Origin of the sequence: Pseudomonas taetrolens (assembly GCF_900475285.1) — a bacterium.
Taxonomy (GTDB): Bacteria; Pseudomonadota; Gammaproteobacteria; order Pseudomonadales; family Pseudomonadaceae; genus Aquipseudomonas; species Aquipseudomonas taetrolens.
In genome coordinates, this window is the sequence record NZ_LS483370.1 from 4,638,400 (window position 1) to 4,653,881 (window position 15,482).

The following is a 15,482-nucleotide window of genomic DNA, read 5'->3' on the forward strand; positions in this document are numbered from 1 at the left end:
AGCGGCCTTACGCCTTGTGCGGCGCGGGCTGTTGCTGGGTCAGGCAATGGATATTGCCACCGCCCAGCAACAGTTCACGGCCCGGGACCATGACCACTTCATGGTCCGGGAAGAGGTTTTGCAGGATGCTCTTGGCTTCGGCGTCCATCGGGTCGTCAAAGCTCGGTGCAATCAGCCCGCCGTTGACGATCAGGAAGTTCACATAAGAGCCGGCCAGGCGTTCCGACGGATTGCGGTCCTGGCTACCGGCGACCTTGTCCACGCCATCACACTCTTCTTGAGTGGCGTACATCGGCCCCGGAATGGGCATTTTATGCACCACGAACGGCCGACCCTTGGCGTCAGTGCTGTTGCGCAGCACGTTCATGGCCGCCTGGCAGCGCCCGTAGTTCGGATCGAGTTCGTCATCGGTCCAGGCCAGCAACACTTCACCCGGACGCACATAGCAGCAGAAGTTATCCACATGGCCGTCGGTTTCGTCGTTGAACAAGCCGTCCGGCAGCCAGATGATCTTATCCACAGCCAACTGCATGCGCAGCACGTCTTCGATCTCTTCACGAGACAGGTGCGGGTTGCGATTGCGGTTCATCAGGCACTCGGCCGTGGTGATCAGCGTGCCTTCGCCATCCACATGGATCGAACCGCCTTCGAGCACAAAACCTTCGGTGTAGTAGCGCGGGCAACGCTCGATCTCCAGTACCTTGCTGGCCACTTGTTGATCGCGGTTCCACGGCGCGTACAAGCCGCCGTCAAAGCCGCCCCACGCATTGAAATCCCAATTCACGCCACGCACTTCACCGCTGTCGTTGATCACGAAGGTCGGTCCGCTGTCACGGACCCACGCGTCGTCACTGGACATTTCGACCACGCGAATATTCGGCACGTCGAGTTGGGCACGGGCGTTTTCGTACTGGCCGGCCGAGACACCTACGGTCACCGGCTCAAAGCGCGCAATGGCCTTGGCCACAGCGGCGTGCGCTGCCTGTGCGGGTTTGCCACCCAAGCGCCAGTTGTCCGGACGCTCTGGCCAGATCATCCAGGTCTGGGTCTGTGCAGCCCATTCAGCCGGCATGTAAAAACCGTCAGCGCGCGGCGAACTATGCAAAGTGGTCATAACAATCAGGACTCCAGGTAACCGTCGAAGGGTTTGATCGGGCCGTAAAGGTCAGGACGGCGATCAGGACAGGCACAAAACTGTGGACGCAGGCAGGATCCACGTCAATGAGGAAGGCTTTAATTATCGATAAAAATCCATAACTAAAGGCATAAAAACAAATTAATCCTCGTTAACTTAATATTTTACCGATATAAATCGATATTAGACACCCTCATCACCGCGGCCTGTCATCAACCTCCGAAGACCCCCGGTCACGTCGACTTGCACCCCTTCCTGTATCCCCACAAGCTAGGCCTCGAACGCTTAACGACTGCCTGGGCATCAAGGATTATCCACATGCGCATTTTAGTGACTGGCGGGGCCGGTTTCATTGGTTCAGCCCTGATCCGTCATCTGATCAAGAACACCGGGCACGAGGTGCTTAACCTCGACAAGCTGACCTACGCCGGTAACCTTGAATCGCTGCAGAGCATCGCCACCGATACCCGCTACGAATTCGTTCAAGCCGATATCGTCGTTCAAGCCGCCGTGAGCGCGACGCTTCAACGGTTCCAGCCCCAGGCGATCATGCACCTGGCGGCCGAGTCGCACGTTGACCGCTCCATCGATGGCCCCTCGAATTTCATCCAGACCAACATTGTGGGCACTTACAGCTTGCTGGAAGCCGCTCGCGCTTACTGGATGACCCTTGAGGAGCCCGCCAAACGCGCGTTCCGCTTCCATCATGTGTCGACCGACGAAGTGTATGGCGACTTGCACGGTATCGATGAGCGGTTCAGCGAAAGCACACCGTACGCACCCAGTTCGCCCTATTCGGCCAGTAAAGCGGCTTCGGATCATCTGGTGCGGGCCTGGCACCGCACCTACGGTTTGCCGGTAGTGCTGAGCAATTGCTCGAACAACTACGGGCCCTTTCATTTCCCGGAAAAACTCATCCCGCTGGTGATTCTCAACGCGCTGGCCGGCAAACCATTGCCCGTGTATGGCGATGGCCTGCAAGTACGTGACTGGCTGTTCGTTGAGGACCACGCCCGAGCCCTGCTCGATGTCGTGACCAAGGGCGTAGTTGGCGAGACCTACAACATTGGTGGCCACAATGAGCAAAAGAACATCGACGTGGTGCGCAGTATTTGCTCACTGCTTGATGAACTCGCGCCAGAGCGTCCTGCCGGTATTGCACGGTTTGCCGACCTGATTACCTTTGTCGAAGACCGCCCCGGTCACGACCGACGCTATGCCATCGACGCCAGCAAGATCGAGCGCGAACTGGGCTGGGTGCCCGAAGAAACCTTCGAAACCGGCCTGCGCAAAACCGTGCAGTGGTATCTGGATAACCTTGACTGGTGCAAGCACGTTCAGGACGGCAGCTATCAGGGCCAGCGCCTGGGCTTCACTGCTCCGCGGGATCTGATGGCATGAAGCAGCCCGCAGCGCCCTTGAAAATCCTCGTCATCGGCAAAACCGGGCAAGTGGCAATCGAGCTGCAAAAGCACCTGACCGGACTTGGCGAACTGATTGTGCTGGGCCGCGACACGCTTGATCTGAACCAGCCCGCGCAAATCCGTGCTCAGGTGCGGGCACACACGCCCGACCTGATCATTAACGCCGCCGCGCACACCGCGGTGGATCTGGCTGAAAGCGAACCGGCGCTGGCGTATGCAATCAATGGCACCGCGCCTGGCGTATTGGCTGAAGAGGCGGGTGCATTGGGCATCCCGCTGATTCATTACTCCACCGATTACGTGTTCGATGGCACCCAAACAGCACCCTATACCGAAAGCGACACACCCAACCCGCTGGGTGTCTATGGCAAAAGCAAATGGATGGGCGAATGCGCAATCACCGCGACCGGCGTTCAACATCTGATCTTGCGCACCAGTTGGGTGTATTCCACCCATGGCAAAAACTTCCTGTTGACCCTGCAGCGTTTGCTGCAACAACGATCCGAAGTCCGCGTGGTGGCGGATCAGATCGGCGCACCGACCTGGGCCGGCACGCTAGCCCGAAGTACACGAGCCTTGATCGAGCGCTGGCACACCGGTGAGGCCGGTGCCTGGGGCACTTATCACCTCACGGCCAGGGGTGAAACTTCGTGGTTTGGTTTTGCCCAGGCCATTGCCGAAGACTTGATCGCCCAAGGCAAACCGTGCGCAACCCTCGTGGCCATCCCCACCCGCGCTTACCCGACCCCTGCGCCGCGACCGCTGAACTCGCGACTCGACTGTGGCCGTCTGGAACGCGAATGGCACATCAGCCTGCCCGGCTGGCGCAGCGCCTTGGGTGAGTGCCTGAGCGAGCAAGACTGAATGCTCACCTCGCCACCTTGGTCAACCTTGTCAGATGCATACACAGACAAAGTCAGAAACATCTGTTTATTCGAGGTTCACTTTTTATACACATGAATTCGGTTAGGGTCGGTGTTCTTCAGAACACAGCATTCACCTTTGCGAGTTACACGACATGCGGCAAATAGCATTCAGCAACAAGAAGGTCCGGGGCATTCCAAGGCGGCTCAGGGCCGTGGCTCGCTGGGCGAACAGTTTCAAAGGCTATTTCCCCGATGACCTGGCTCAAGCTGCACGCTATTACAATTTCAAGATCCCCGTCCTGGCGACAATGGTTGAAGGCAAGCAAGCGACCGACGCCATTCGCAGCCAATGTGCCCAGCACCTGATCAACGCGTGTCAGCACCTGATTGACGCCCGCCCCGACGACGCATCCGATTGCAAAATCGTGGCTTCAATCTCGTTGCCCGACATGTTCTCCAGTGAAGTGTGCATCTATACCGATGCGGACTATCACCGTGCTCATACGCAGCCCTCGCACGATCAATACGGCTACAGCCTGTGCATAACCGGTCAAGGTCTGACCGAGCAGTGGGGACTGAAGATTCCTCCCGGCATGCAGTGCGTGGGCCTGGCGTTTGAGTGCAAAGGGTTTGAGGCAAACGGGAACGCATACATTGGCCAACGCTGGTACTTCGGTGAAGTCACAGCCCAACCTGATCAATCCTGACATCCAGCACCCATGACACGATCGACATGCCTGCAGGTGGAGGTATCTCGCCCGGGATTCACCTTATCCCCATTACACGCCCCATGAGCCTAGGCATAATGCACCGTACTTCAGTGGCGCATTCTTCCGATGATCACAACTCCCTCAGTTCCTCGCAGACCCCGCTGGCGCAGCCTGGCCTTACTTGCGTTGTGTCTGGCGCCTTTACTGTGGCCCCTGCAGCATTTGGCCGAGCGCTATTACCGCAGTGAGCTGACCAGCCAGAACCGGCAGACGCTTGATCTGTATGTCGCCAACTTGCTGGGGACGTTGCACCGCTACGAAGTGCTGCCGCAAATCCTCGGCGAGCTGCCGGCATTGCAAGCCCTGCTGGCCGACCCCGAAAACCCGTTGAACCTGGCCAAAGCCAATCAGTTGCTCAATGAAATCAGCAACCAGACGGGCGCTGAAGTCATGTACCTGGTGGATGCTCACGGCGACACCCTGGCCGCCTCGAACTGGGACAAGAGCGACAGCTTTATCGGGCGCAACTTCGCGTTTCGGCCGTATTTCAGCGAGGCGATGGAAGGCAAGCTGGGGCGTTTCTTTGGCCTGGGCACCACCTCGGGCAAGCGCGGTTACTACTTTGCTGCCCCCGTGCTCGATAGCGATAAAAAAATGGGCGTGCTGGTGGTCAAGGTTGACCTGGACCACACCGAGCAGCTGTGGGGCAAGACACCTGAACAACTGTTGATGACCGATAACTATGGCGTGGTGATCCTCACTTCGCGGCCAGAGTGGCGCTTCAGAGCGACGCGTGAGCTGTCGGAAGAAGAACGCCAGGCCATTTTTGCAGTCTTGCCCTACCCGACTAGAGACCCAAAGCCGCTCAAACTCGATTTCAATGCCTGGCTGGTTCAGACCAAGAAAATCGATGAAACAGGCTGGAGCGTCAATATTCTTGCCCCGCGAACGCTGATCGATCGCCCCGTGCGCACGGTGCTGGCCATTGGCGGAGCCACCTTGCTGGTGGTCATGCTGCTGATTGGTTTGATGATGCAACGCCGGCGCCATTACCTGGATCGCATCGCGTTTGAAGCCAAGACCCGCCGCGAACTTGAAATGCGCGTGGCAGAACGGACCAGTGACCTGGAAGGGCTCAACCGGCGTTTGCGTGAAGAAGTGCTGGAGCGCGAGCATGCGCAACAGGAGCTGGTGCGTGCCCAGGACGATCTGGTGCAGGCGGGCAAACTGTCAGCGTTGGGCACTATGTCCGCCAGTATCAGCCATGAGCTGAACCAGCCTTTGGCGGCCATCCGCAGCTATGCCGAAAACGCCGAAGTGCTGCTCGATCACCAACGCATTGATGATGCCCGCGGCAACCTCAAGCTGATCAACGAACTGACCGGGCGCATGGCCTCGATCATTGCCCACCTGCGCGCTTTCGCCCGTCGTGATCGGCATGCGCCGGAAAGCGTCGCCCTGCAACCGGCACTGGATGATGCCCTGGCGTTGCTGGCCAAGCGTCGACGCAGCATGGAGGTCGAGCTGATTCGCGACTTGCCTGCTGCCACGCTATGGGTCGAAGCCGGTGAAACCCGCTTGCGTCAGGTGCTGGGTAACTTGCTGGCCAACGCCCTCGATGCGTTGACTGAAAAGGGGCCGCCGCGACGCTTGTGGCTAAGTGCCGAATCCACCGCAGAAGGCGTCACTGTGTACATTCGCGATAATGGCCCGGGCTTTTGCATGGAGGCGCTGGGCCGCGCCGGTGAGCCGTTTTACACCACCAAAACCCGCACTCAGGGGCTTGGCCTTGGGTTGGCCATATGCGACACCCTGATCCGCGGGTTTGGAGGCGAGTTGCTGTTCTCCAACCATAAAGAAGGCGGCGCGTTAATTACCCTGCGACTGCGCGCAGGCGCGCCAGGCGTCAGTTTGCAAGCACCCGAGGACTCAAGGTCATGAGCCAACCCATCGATCCGCGCGTTCAGATCATCCTGATCGATGATGACCCGCACCTGCGCCAGGCGCTGTATCAAACCCTCGACCTCGCGGGCCTCAAGGTGCTGCCACTGGCCGAAGCCACCGGTCTGGCCGAGCGCATTGAACGCAACTGGCCAGGCGTCGTGGTGAGTGACATCCGTATGCCGGGCATGGACGGCCTTGAGTTGCTGGCCCAGTTGCACGGCCAGGACCCGGATCTGCCCGTGTTGCTGATCACCGGCCATGGTGACGTCCCGCTGGCCGTGCAGGCCATGCGTGCCGGCGCCTACGACTTTCTTGAAAAACCCTTCGCCAGCGACGCCTTGCTCGACAGCGTACGCCGGGCACTGGCCCTGCGTGCCCTGGTGCTGGACAACCGCAGCCTGCGCCTGGCCTTGAGCGATCGCCAGCAATTGAGCACACGCCTGGTAGGCCTGTCACCGGCCATGTTGCGCCTGCGTGAGCAAATCGGTGCCCTGGCGGCGACCAAGGCCGACGTGTTGATTCTGGGCGAAACCGGCTCTGGCAAAGAGGTCGTTGCGCGAGCGCTGCATGACTTGTCCAGCCGCCGCAACGGCCCGTTCGTGGCAATCAATGCCGGTGCGCTGGCCGAATCGGTGGTTGAAAGCGAGCTGTTCGGTCATGAACCCGGAGCCTTTACCGGTGCGCAAAAACGCCGTATCGGCAAGTTCGAATTTGCCAATGGCGGCACGCTGTTTCTCGACGAAATTGAAAGCATGAGCCTGGACGTGCAGGTCAAGTTACTGCGCATGCTGCAAGAGCGGGTGGTCGAGCGCCTGGGGGGCAACCAACTGATTGCGCTGGATATCCGGGTGATCGCCGCCACCAAGGAAGACTTGCGTCAGGCGGCCGATCAGGGCCGGTTCCGCGCTGACTTGTATTACCGTCTCAACGTTGCGCCGTTACGCATCGCACCCTTGCGCGAACGGGGTGAAGACGTGCTGATGCTGTTCAAATACTTTGCCGACGAAGCCAGCATCCGCCATGGCATGCCCCCCAATGTGCTGCAGCCGGCACAGCGTGCGCTGTTACTGCGCCATACTTGGCCTGGCAACGTGCGCGAACTGCAGAACGTCGCCGAACGTTTTGCTCTTGGGCTGGAACTGGCCCTCGATGAAAGCCATGACGAGGCCATGCAGGCGTTCATGCCCGAGGCTTCGGGCGGCCTGAGCGAGCAGGTTGAACAGTTCGAAAAGAGCCTGATTGCTGCCGAACTCGAACGCTCTCACAGCTCAATGCGCAGCCTGGCCGAAGCCTTGGGTGTGCCACGCAAAACCTTGCATGACAAGCTGCGCAAACACGGATTGAATTTTGAGAGCGGCAATAATAGCCACACTGATGATCTCGATTAACCTGAGCAAGGAGCCCATTGCATGAACCGCGACAGTCGTTACCTGGAATCCGTCCTCCACCACGACATTCCGCTCACCCGTGAAATGGGTCTTAAGGTACTGAGCTGGCAAGACCATCAATTGCGTCTGCATCTCCCCCTGGCCGCCAATATCAATCATAAAAGCACCTTGTTTGGCGGCAGCCTTTACTGCGGCGCCGTGCTCGCCGGCTGGGGCTGGCTGCACATGCGCTTGCGCGAAGCGGGCATCGAGGACGGACATATCGTGATTCAGGAGGGCCACATCAGCTACCCGCTGCCGGTCACCCAGGACGCGATCGTGCTGTGCGATGCACCCGCAGACGCTGCGTGGAACAAATTTCTGACGATGTACAAGCGCTACGGCCGGGCACGTCTGAGCCTCGATACGCGGGTGATCAATGCTGAAGGCGCGGACGATGCGGTGCGGTTTACCGGGCAGTACGTTCTGCACCGCTAATCGTCCGGGCTCGGCTACCGGCGATTTACGCCTGCTACGCCAGGCCTCGAGCCAATGTCAGCAAGCTGTCGCGCCACGGCGCATCGGCCGGCAGCGCCAGAAACGAGGCGTTGAGCAGCGACTCCCGGGGGGGATAGCTGAATGACGTGCCGTCCAGTTGCAGCACCACTCCGCCTGCCCCTTCGAGTACGCCCTGAGCTGCAGCGGTGTCCCATTGCGAGGTCGGCGCCAAGCGCGGGTAACAATCAGCGGCGCCCTCGGCCAACAGGCAGAACTTCAATGAGCTACCGACATTGGCCATTTGCAACGCGCCCACACACCCTTCAAGGCCGGCGAGCAGATGCTCTTGTTCGGGGCTGGAATGCCGGCGACTGGCAACCACGATCAGTGCATCGCCTGCTGGCGGCTGAGTACGCACGGTGATCGGTACAATCACGTCCGCATCCGCACGCCATGCCCCCAAACCCGCCCCACCGTAGTAGCAACGACCGCTGGTGGGCATTGAAACCACGCCGAATACCACTCGGCCCTGTTCAATCAGCGCGATATTGACGGTGAACTCTTCACTGCCAGAAATGAACTCTTTAGTGCCATCGAGCGGATCCACCAGCCACCAGCGGGTCCAGCCGGCACGCACGCTTTGCGGGATATTGGCGTCTTCTTCCGAGAGCACCGGAATGCCCGGGTCCAGCGCCGTCAGGCCATCGAGCAAGACCTGATGAGCCGCCAGGTCCGCTGCCGTGACCGGGGAATCATCGGCTTTGGCCGTAACCGCCACATCAGCGCGCCAGAATGGCAGGATCGCTTCGCCAGCACGATGGGCCAGCTCAATGACCGGGGCCAGCAATGGATGGGGTAAATGAGCCATAGGGGTGGTCATGGCTGAAACACACCGCGCTGAGTCAACAGATCACGCACCAGGTACAGCGCCGCCAAGGCACGTCCCTCGCTGAACTGCGGGTTCTGTACCAGCGTCGACAACTCACGCAGATTGACCCGATCCACTCGCATAGGCTCCGGCTCGTCGCCTTCCAGCCGTGCTTCGTAAAGCTCGGTGGCCAGCACCACCTGGATTTTCTGGCTCATGTAACCGGGCGACAACGACAGCTCTGTCAGGTGCTCAAGTTGACGAGCGCCGTACCCGGCTTCCTCTTTGAGCTCTCGCTCGGCTGCCGCCAGTACATCTTCGCCTGGCTCGATAAGACCTTTGGGCAACGACACTTCATATTCATCCGTGCCGCCGCAATATTCTTCGACCAGGATGGCGTGTTCAGTATCGATCATCGCCACAATCATCACAGCCCCATAACCAGTGCCACGCCCCACCAGCCGTTCGTAAGTGCGTTCAACGCCATTGGAGAAACGCAGCTGCACTTCTTCGACCCGAAACAATCGGCTACTGGCAACAATTTCACGGGCAAGCACGGTGGGTTTTTGGCGCATAGGGGCTCCTTAATATGAACGGGTTACTATACCCCGGCTTTTCCGATTGTTTGTGTCGGATGTTTTTCTATTGCGGGAGAAGTTTGCATGACGGCGTTACCCTGGCGCGACATTGATACCGTGCTGCTCGACATGGACGGCACGCTGCTCGACCTGCACTACGACAACCATTTTTGGCTGGAACACCTGCCCCAGCGCTATGCCGACCTGCATGGCATCAGCCGTGCAATGGCAGAGCTTGAGCTGACGCCTTTGTTCGAACGTAATGCCGGGCAGCTGCAATGGTATTGCCTGGACTTCTGGAGCCGCGAACTGAAGATCCCGGTGCGCGAGCTCAAACTGGAAACGGCCCACCTGATTGCCTTGCGCCCCGATGCAGATACCTTTTTAGCCGCGATCAAGCAGGCCGGCAAGCGGGTCATCATGATCACCAATGCTCACCGTGATTCGTTGTCGCTGAAACTGGAACGGATCGAGCTGGCGCCCTATTTCGAGCGGCTGATCAGCTCCCATGATTATGGCTTCCCTAAAGAAAGTCCCGCGTTTTGGGACGCACTGCAAGCGGATATCGGCTTTGAACCCGGCCGCAGCCTGTTTATCGATGACACCTTGCCGATTTTGCGCAGTGCCCGGGATTTTGGCGTGGCCCACTTGCTGGCTGTCAAACAGCCGGACAGCCGAAAAGGCCCGAAAGACACTCAGGAGTTTGCAGCGTTGGGGGATTACCGCGAGTTGCTGGAAGGGCTTTAATACCTGCAGCCTCTGACAGGTGCGAGCTTGGCCGCGCCTGTCAGAGAGCGGGATTACTCAGGAATACGCAGGGTTTGACCCGGGTAGATCTTGTTCGGGTCCTTGAGCATCGGTTTGTTGGCTTCGAAAATTTTGTTGTACTGGTTGGCGTTGCCGTAGACCTGCAGCGAAATCGCGCTCAGGGTGTCGCCTTTTTTCACCACGACGAAACGCGAAGCCACAACGGACGGGCCCGTCACGGTAATTTGGTCGTCAACACTGCCAACGCCTTCGATGTTACCGGCCGCCAGAATGATTTTTTCTTTCTCTTCCTGGGTGGCCACTTCGCCGCTCACCGTCACCTTGTCGCCTTCAACGGTGGCCGTAATATTAGGGTTTCCCAAACCTACTTTTTGTACGTGCTCTTTGAGTTGCTCGCTGGCATTGGCGTTGCCCGGTGTCAGCAGGTCGATCAGTTTTTCGCCGGCTTCTTTCACAAAGCTAAAAATACTCATTCGTCACGCTCCTAGGGTTGGAATATCCAGATACATGAGCGTAGACCAATATTGCCAAAGCGGGTTCCGAGGCACGCACGCTGAAAGTGTTCTTGATCGACGCCATCTATCAATAGATCAGTACTAGCAATTAGACGTGACACGGTGTCGCGCCTAGGCTAAGCGCTTGAGATTGATCTCGGTAAAGTCCTATGAACGCCAAGCCCCCCCAGTGCGCGGCGCCTGCCTCTGTTTCGTCCGCGCCCGCTGCAAGTCAGACTTATCACTACGTTACGCTGGATCACAGCAGTGGCGCTGAAACCGCCCTGGCCGAAGAAGTCGCTTTGGCGATTGCCTTCAACGGGATCAACCAGGCCGTAATGCTGGTGACCCCCACTGACCTCGAAGACTTTATCGTCGGCTTCAGCCTGGGCAGCGGCATCATTCACGATGCCAGCGAAATCTACGATCTCAGGCTCACAGGTAACGGCTCTGCCCAATACGCAGACGTCGAAATTGCCAGCCGTGCGTTCTGGAACCTCAAGCAGCAACGCCGGCAACTGGCGGGCACCAGCGGCTGCGGCCTGTGTGGCGTCGAAGCCCTGGAGCAGGCACTGCCTGAGCTCAAGGTCCTGGCCGGGGCAGCCCTGCCACCCGCGCAGTGGCTCGACGGTTTGCGTCAGCGTATCAGTGCCTTTCAGCCACTGGGCCAACATTGCGGGGCGGTGCATGCCGCCGTTTTCATGAATGACCAAGGTGAGTTGCTGCTGGGCCGCGAAGACATCGGTCGCCACAACGCGCTGGATAAACTGATCGGTGCTCTGATACGCCAGGACATTGACCTGGACGGCGGAGCTGCGATCGTGACCAGCCGTTGCAGCCTTGAGTTGATCCAAAAAGTGTTGCGTGCCGGCATCCAGACCCTGATCAGCCTGTCCGCGCCTACAGGCCTTGCGCTGCAATGGGCTCGCCGCCACAACCTCAACCTTATTCATCTGCCACAAAAAAGTGCGCCACGGGTGTACAGCCCCGCGCAGGAGAATCAAGCGTGAGCACTCATCATCAAGCAGACAAAACCCCGACCCCGCGCTACAAGCCTTACAAAGGGCCGGCCGGCGGCTGGGGTGCACTGATCAGTGTGGCGCAAGCCTGGTTGACCAGTGACAACGCCTTGAAGAACCTGCGCATGATGCTCAAGACCAACCAGAATGGCGGCTTCGACTGCCCGGGGTGCGCCTGGGGCGATTCCCCGGAAAGCGGCTTGGTCAAATTTTGCGAGAACGGCGCCAAGGCGGTGAACTGGGAAGCCACCAAACGTCGCGTCGATGCCGCTTTTTTCGCCAAGCACAGTGTCAGCGCGTTGCTGGAGCAAAGCGATTACTGGCTGGAGTATCAGGGCCGCCTGACCGAACCGATGCGCTACAACCCAGAAACCGACCGTTACACCCCCGTCAGCTGGGAGGCCGCGTTTGCACTGATCGCCGAGCATTTACAGGACCTGGCCAGCCCTGATCAGGCCGAGTTCTATACCTCAGGACGTGCCAGCAACGAAGCTGCGTATCTGTACCAACTGTTTATACGTGCGTTTGGCAGCAACAACTTTCCCGACTGCTCGAACATGTGCCATGAAGCCAGCGGTGTGGCCTTGGCGCAAAGTATCGGCGTCGGCAAAGGCACGGTAACGTTCGACGACTTTGAACACGCCGACGCCATATTCGTATTGGGCCAGAACCCGGGCACCAACCACCCGCGCATGCTTGAACCGCTGCGAGAAGCGGTTAAACGCGGCGCTCAGGTGGTGTGTGTGAACCCGCTCAAAGAGCGCGGCCTGGAACGCTTCCAGCACCCGCAGCACCCGCTCGAGATGCTCACCAACGGCGACCGTCCAACCAACACCGCCTACCTGCGTCCCGCATTGGGCGGCGACATGGCGCTATTGCGCGGCATGGCCAAGTTTCTTTTGCAGTGGGAACGCGATGCCCAGGCCGCTGGCGAACCAGCCGTGTTCGACCATGGTTTTTTGAATGAACATACGACGGGTATCCTTGATTACACCGCCAGCCTCGATGACACCGCCTGGGATCATCTTGTCGAGCAGTCCGGCCTGACGCTGGTCGATATCGAACGTGCCGCGCGCATGTACCTCAAGGGCAAAAACGTCATCATGTGCTGGGCGATGGGGATTACCCAGCATCGTCATTCCGTACAGACCATCCAGGAAATCGCCAACCTGATGCTGCTGCGCGGCAACATCGGCCGCCCGGGAGCCGGCCTGTGTCCGGTGCGCGGTCACAGCAACGTGCAGGGCGACCGCACCATGGGCATCAATGAACGCCCGCCTGTGGCCTTTCTTGACGCGCTCGAGAGTCGCTTCAAATTCAAGGTCCCCCGAGAGAACGGCCACAACGTGGTGGAAGCCATCCACGCCATGCTCGAAGGCCGGGCCAAGGTGTTTATCGGTCTGGGCGGCAACTTTGCCCAGGCCACCCCGGATAGCCCGCGAACCGCGCAAGCCCTGCGAAATTGCGATCTGACGGTGCAGATCAGTACCAAACTCAACCGCAGCCATCTGATGCACGGCAAGGAAGCGCTGATTTTGCCGTGCCTTGGCCGCACCGATATCGATATCCAGGCTCAAGGCCCGCAGGCCGTCACCGTGGAGGACTCGTTCAGCATGGTGCACGCCTCCAACGGCCAACTGCAGCCGCTGTCCAGCCAGATGCGTTCGGAGCCTGCAATCATCGCCGGTATGGCGGCTGCCACATTGGGCACCCACCCCATCGACTGGAACTGGGTCGTGGCTGACTACAGCCGTATTCGCGAGCTGATCGCCGACACCATTCCCGGCTTCAAGGATTTCAACACCCGTCTGCAGCACCCGGGCGGCTTTTATCTCGGCAACTCGGCCGGGGCCCGGCAGTGGAACACTCCGACAAAACGGGCCAACTTCCGCCCCAACGTGTTGCCAGGTGACCTGATAGACGAACGCACCCGTGCCACAGGCCGGCTGCCCGACCTGATCCTGCAGTCGATGCGTTCACATGATCAGTACAACACCACGATTTATGGGCTTGATGACCGTTACCGTGGGGTGAAGGGTCAGCGTGATGTGTTGTTCGTCAATGAAGCCGACATTGTTCGACTGGGCTTCAAGCCGGGACAGAAAGTGGATATCGTTTCAATCTGGAACGACCAGCATGAGCGCCGGGTCAAGAACTTCACCTTGCTGGCCTTTGATATCCCGGCCGGACAAGCCGCCGCTTATTACCCTGAGGTGAACCCGCTGGTGCCTCTGGAAAGCACCGGCGCCGGCAGCCACACACCGACATCCAAGTTCGTGGCCATTTGTCTGGAGGCGGCCAGCCCTTCGGTACTGATCGCGGCCAACGCGGGATAACCCGTCGCAGCGCCCACGGGTCATATTCCAGGCACAAAAAAGGCCGCTTTCCTGCGAAAGCGGCCTGTCCGAACTAATAAACAGACCATCGAAATTTGATTAAGTTCCCGACTAAAAACAATAACTTAGAAAATTGTGTACAACTCGTGTTACTGGTCGGATTTTGATTGTCAGCAACGCCCTGCAGCCTCAGGATCGCGTCGTCATCCCTTTGAGGCTTACTTATGAAGCTCACCTCGATTCTCTTGTTGTCCCTTGGCCTGGTCAGTGGCGTAGCCTCGGCCGGTGGCTCCACCGAAGCCGGTGTAGGCGGCGCATTAGGAGGTGTTCTGGGTGCCGTGGTCGGTCAACAAATAGGCGGCTCCACTGGCTCTGCAATTGGTGCAGGCCTGGGCGGCGCAGCCGGTAGTGCCGTGGGTGCCGACAGACGCAGCCGTGGCGAAGCGGCCATTGGCGGCGCACTGGGCGCTGCAGGCGGCAACGTGTTGGGCCGCAGTGTCGGCGGCAGCACCGGCGCTTTGGTAGGCTCGGCTGCTGGTGGTGGTGCAGGGGGTGCCCTGGGCAACTACATGGGTAATAAGAGCGATAACGATGATCATCGTTATCGTGACCGCGACCGTCGCTACTACCGTGATGACCACCCTGGCCGTGGCCATGCGTATGGCCACCGCAAGCGCAACAAGCATCGTCATTGATGCACAAGAACGGGAGCCGAAAGGCTCCCGTTTTTTTTGGCCCCAGTACAGCAGGGTCAATGCTGGCACTTTAATGCATTAAGCCCGTAACAAAATGCGTCAACCATGCAACCTGCATGACCGCAAGGACGCTTCAGTTTTTTAACGCGCTGATAAATAACTGATTTATTCCAATCTCCTGAGTGAACACCGCACTTCCCCACTTCAGGAGCACAACAACATGGGCGGCTACCTGGCCGGTCGCCTGCAGGTCAAATGGACCAGCGTACACGGTGATGAAGTGTACTTTCGCGACACGCTGTTTCGTGATGAGCGCGGTACGGCTGTCAGCGAAGATGCTGCCCACGGCATTGTGACGCGCATCTTTGTCCGCAGCCTGGGCAATGACGGACAACTCAGTGCCGAAGACCGTACCTGCCTGGCTGAAGCCGAGCAGCGGGTTGGTCAGGTCTATGCCAACGCACATCAAGCCGTTGAAGACGCCAAGGTCAAAGCCAAGGAAGCAGCCGATACCGCAGCCAAAGTAGCCGCCTGGACCACCTTGTGGATGTTCATCACGCTGCTGATCGGCGCCTTCTTTGCCAGCCTGTGCGCCACCGTTGGCGGCCGTCGGCGCGATGCCGTGACGTCTCTGGCAACTATTCCCCCCATCCTCTGCAGCCTACTGATTCTGGAGAATAAAAATGCGCTCACTTCTGCTGTTTTTTCTCGGTATCCCGATCCCGATCCCGATCCCGATCATCATTCTGATCGCCCTGTTTGTGCACTGACCGACTAAAA

At 59.0% G+C, this 15,482-nt stretch carries 14 protein-coding genes and 1 pseudogene; 11 read left to right on the forward strand and 4 right to left on the reverse strand.

The window, feature by feature from the left end:
* Positions 1–7 precede the first annotated feature (7 nt).
* Entirely contained in the window at positions 8–1,114 is a 1,107-nt protein-coding gene (gene aguA, locus DQN55_RS21315; RefSeq protein ID WP_048383887.1) for an agmatine deiminase, read from the reverse strand.
* Positions 1,115–1,453: 339 nt separating this feature from the next.
* Here aguA and rfbB point away from each other — a divergent pair, with 339 nt between their 5' ends.
* The 6 genes from rfbB to DQN55_RS21345 all read left to right on the forward strand — a co-directional run bounded on the left by rfbB (position 1,454) and on the right by DQN55_RS21345 (position 7,944).
* Positions 1,454–2,536: a dTDP-glucose 4,6-dehydratase gene (rfbB, locus tag DQN55_RS21320; protein WP_048383886.1), complete on the forward strand. Its 1,083-nt coding sequence runs from the start codon at positions 1,454–1,456 to the stop codon at positions 2,534–2,536.
* The gene (rfbD, locus tag DQN55_RS21325) at positions 2,533–3,423 is read left to right on the forward strand and encodes a dTDP-4-dehydrorhamnose reductase (RefSeq protein ID WP_172601037.1); all 891 of its coding nucleotides are present in this window, start codon (positions 2,533–2,535) and stop codon (positions 3,421–3,423) included. The genes rfbB and rfbD overlap by 4 nt, the downstream gene beginning before the upstream one ends.
* 214 nt (positions 3,424–3,637) lie before the next feature.
* Positions 3,638–4,132 (forward strand): DUF3916 domain-containing protein, encoded by a 495-nt coding sequence (locus tag DQN55_RS21330; RefSeq protein WP_231995632.1) that lies wholly within the window; start codon positions 3,638–3,640, stop codon positions 4,130–4,132.
* Between the two features lie 129 nt (positions 4,133–4,261).
* On the forward strand, positions 4,262–6,076 hold the full coding sequence (locus DQN55_RS21335; protein ID WP_048383884.1) for a sensor histidine kinase: 1,815 nt from the start codon (positions 4,262–4,264) through the stop codon (positions 6,074–6,076).
* Positions 6,073–7,467: a sigma-54-dependent transcriptional regulator gene (locus DQN55_RS21340; RefSeq protein WP_048383883.1), complete on the forward strand. Its 1,395-nt coding sequence runs from the start codon at positions 6,073–6,075 to the stop codon at positions 7,465–7,467. Before DQN55_RS21335 ends, DQN55_RS21340 begins: the two co-directional genes overlap by 4 nt.
* Positions 7,468–7,488: 21 nt before the next feature.
* Positions 7,489–7,944: a thioesterase domain-containing protein gene (locus DQN55_RS21345; protein ID WP_048383880.1), complete on the forward strand. Its 456-nt coding sequence runs from the start codon at positions 7,489–7,491 to the stop codon at positions 7,942–7,944.
* A 34-nt stretch (positions 7,945–7,978) separates the two neighbouring features.
* On the opposite strand, the gene cysQ is transcribed toward DQN55_RS21345, so the two are convergent.
* Both cysQ and nudE read right to left on the reverse strand, forming a co-directional pair.
* A complete protein-coding gene (gene cysQ / locus DQN55_RS21350; RefSeq protein ID WP_048383878.1) occupies positions 7,979–8,812 on the reverse strand; it encodes a 3'(2'),5'-bisphosphate nucleotidase CysQ in 834 nt (277 codons plus the stop codon).
* Between the two features lie 8 nt (positions 8,813–8,820).
* Positions 8,821–9,387 carry an ADP compounds hydrolase NudE gene (gene nudE / locus DQN55_RS21355; RefSeq protein ID WP_048383876.1) on the reverse strand — a complete coding sequence of 189 codons (567 nt, stop codon included), beginning with the start codon at positions 9,385–9,387 and terminating at the stop codon, positions 8,821–8,823.
* Positions 9,388–9,474: 87 nt separating this feature from the next.
* On the opposite strand from nudE, the gene yrfG reads away from it, so the two are divergent.
* A complete protein-coding gene (gene yrfG, locus DQN55_RS21360) occupies positions 9,475–10,137 on the forward strand; it encodes a GMP/IMP nucleotidase (RefSeq protein WP_048383874.1) in 663 nt (220 codons plus the stop codon).
* 53 nt (positions 10,138–10,190) lie between these two features.
* Here the strand turns inward: yrfG and lysM are convergent, their stop codons facing one another.
* The gene (gene lysM / locus DQN55_RS21365) at positions 10,191–10,631 is read right to left on the reverse strand and encodes a peptidoglycan-binding protein LysM (protein WP_048383872.1); all 441 of its coding nucleotides are present in this window, start codon (positions 10,629–10,631) and stop codon (positions 10,191–10,193) included.
* Positions 10,632–10,822: 191 nt separating this feature from the next.
* Here lysM and fdhD point away from each other — a divergent pair, with 191 nt between their 5' ends.
* The 4 genes and pseudogenes from fdhD to DQN55_RS21385 form a co-directional block, all read left to right on the forward strand.
* Positions 10,823–11,662, forward strand: a complete 840-nt coding sequence (fdhD, locus tag DQN55_RS21370; RefSeq protein WP_048383870.1) for a formate dehydrogenase accessory sulfurtransferase FdhD — start codon at positions 10,823–10,825, stop codon at positions 11,660–11,662.
* The gene (locus DQN55_RS21375) at positions 11,659–14,007 is read left to right on the forward strand and encodes an FdhF/YdeP family oxidoreductase (RefSeq protein ID WP_048383867.1); all 2,349 of its coding nucleotides are present in this window, start codon (positions 11,659–11,661) and stop codon (positions 14,005–14,007) included. Before fdhD ends, DQN55_RS21375 begins: the two co-directional genes overlap by 4 nt.
* A 224-nt stretch (positions 14,008–14,231) precedes the next feature.
* Positions 14,232–14,702, forward strand: a complete 471-nt coding sequence (locus tag DQN55_RS21380) for a glycine zipper domain-containing protein (protein WP_048383865.1) — start codon at positions 14,232–14,234, stop codon at positions 14,700–14,702.
* A gap of 214 nt (positions 14,703–14,916) precedes the next feature.
* A pseudogene (locus DQN55_RS21385) lies at positions 14,917–15,342 on the forward strand (hypothetical protein); the annotation flags it as partial.
* Positions 15,343–15,482: the final 140 nt, after the last annotated feature.

Coding starts and splice junctions, on each gene's coding strand:
- aguA (WP_048383887.1), bottom strand. CDS start 1,114: ATGACCACTTTGCATAGTTCGCCGCGCGCTGACGGTTTTTACATGCCG.
- rfbB (WP_048383886.1), top strand. CDS start 1,454: ATGCGCATTTTAGTGACTGGCGGGGCCGGTTTCATTGGTTCAGCCCTG.
- rfbD (WP_172601037.1), top strand. CDS start 2,533: ATGAAGCAGCCCGCAGCGCCCTTGAAAATCCTCGTCATCGGCAAAACC.
- DQN55_RS21335 (WP_048383884.1), top strand. CDS start 4,262: ATGATCACAACTCCCTCAGTTCCTCGCAGACCCCGCTGGCGCAGCCTG.
- DQN55_RS21340 (WP_048383883.1), top strand. CDS start 6,073: ATGAGCCAACCCATCGATCCGCGCGTTCAGATCATCCTGATCGATGAT.
- DQN55_RS21345 (WP_048383880.1), top strand. CDS start 7,489: ATGAACCGCGACAGTCGTTACCTGGAATCCGTCCTCCACCACGACATT.
- cysQ (WP_048383878.1), bottom strand. CDS start 8,812: ATGGCTCATTTACCCCATCCATTGCTGGCCCCGGTCATTGAGCTGGCC.
- nudE (WP_048383876.1), bottom strand. CDS start 9,387: ATGCGCCAAAAACCCACCGTGCTTGCCCGTGAAATTGTTGCCAGTAGC.
- yrfG (WP_048383874.1), top strand. CDS start 9,475: ATGACGGCGTTACCCTGGCGCGACATTGATACCGTGCTGCTCGACATG.
- lysM (WP_048383872.1), bottom strand. CDS start 10,631: ATGAGTATTTTTAGCTTTGTGAAAGAAGCCGGCGAAAAACTGATCGAC.
- fdhD (WP_048383870.1), top strand. CDS start 10,823: ATGAACGCCAAGCCCCCCCAGTGCGCGGCGCCTGCCTCTGTTTCGTCC.
- DQN55_RS21380 (WP_048383865.1), top strand. CDS start 14,232: ATGAAGCTCACCTCGATTCTCTTGTTGTCCCTTGGCCTGGTCAGTGGC.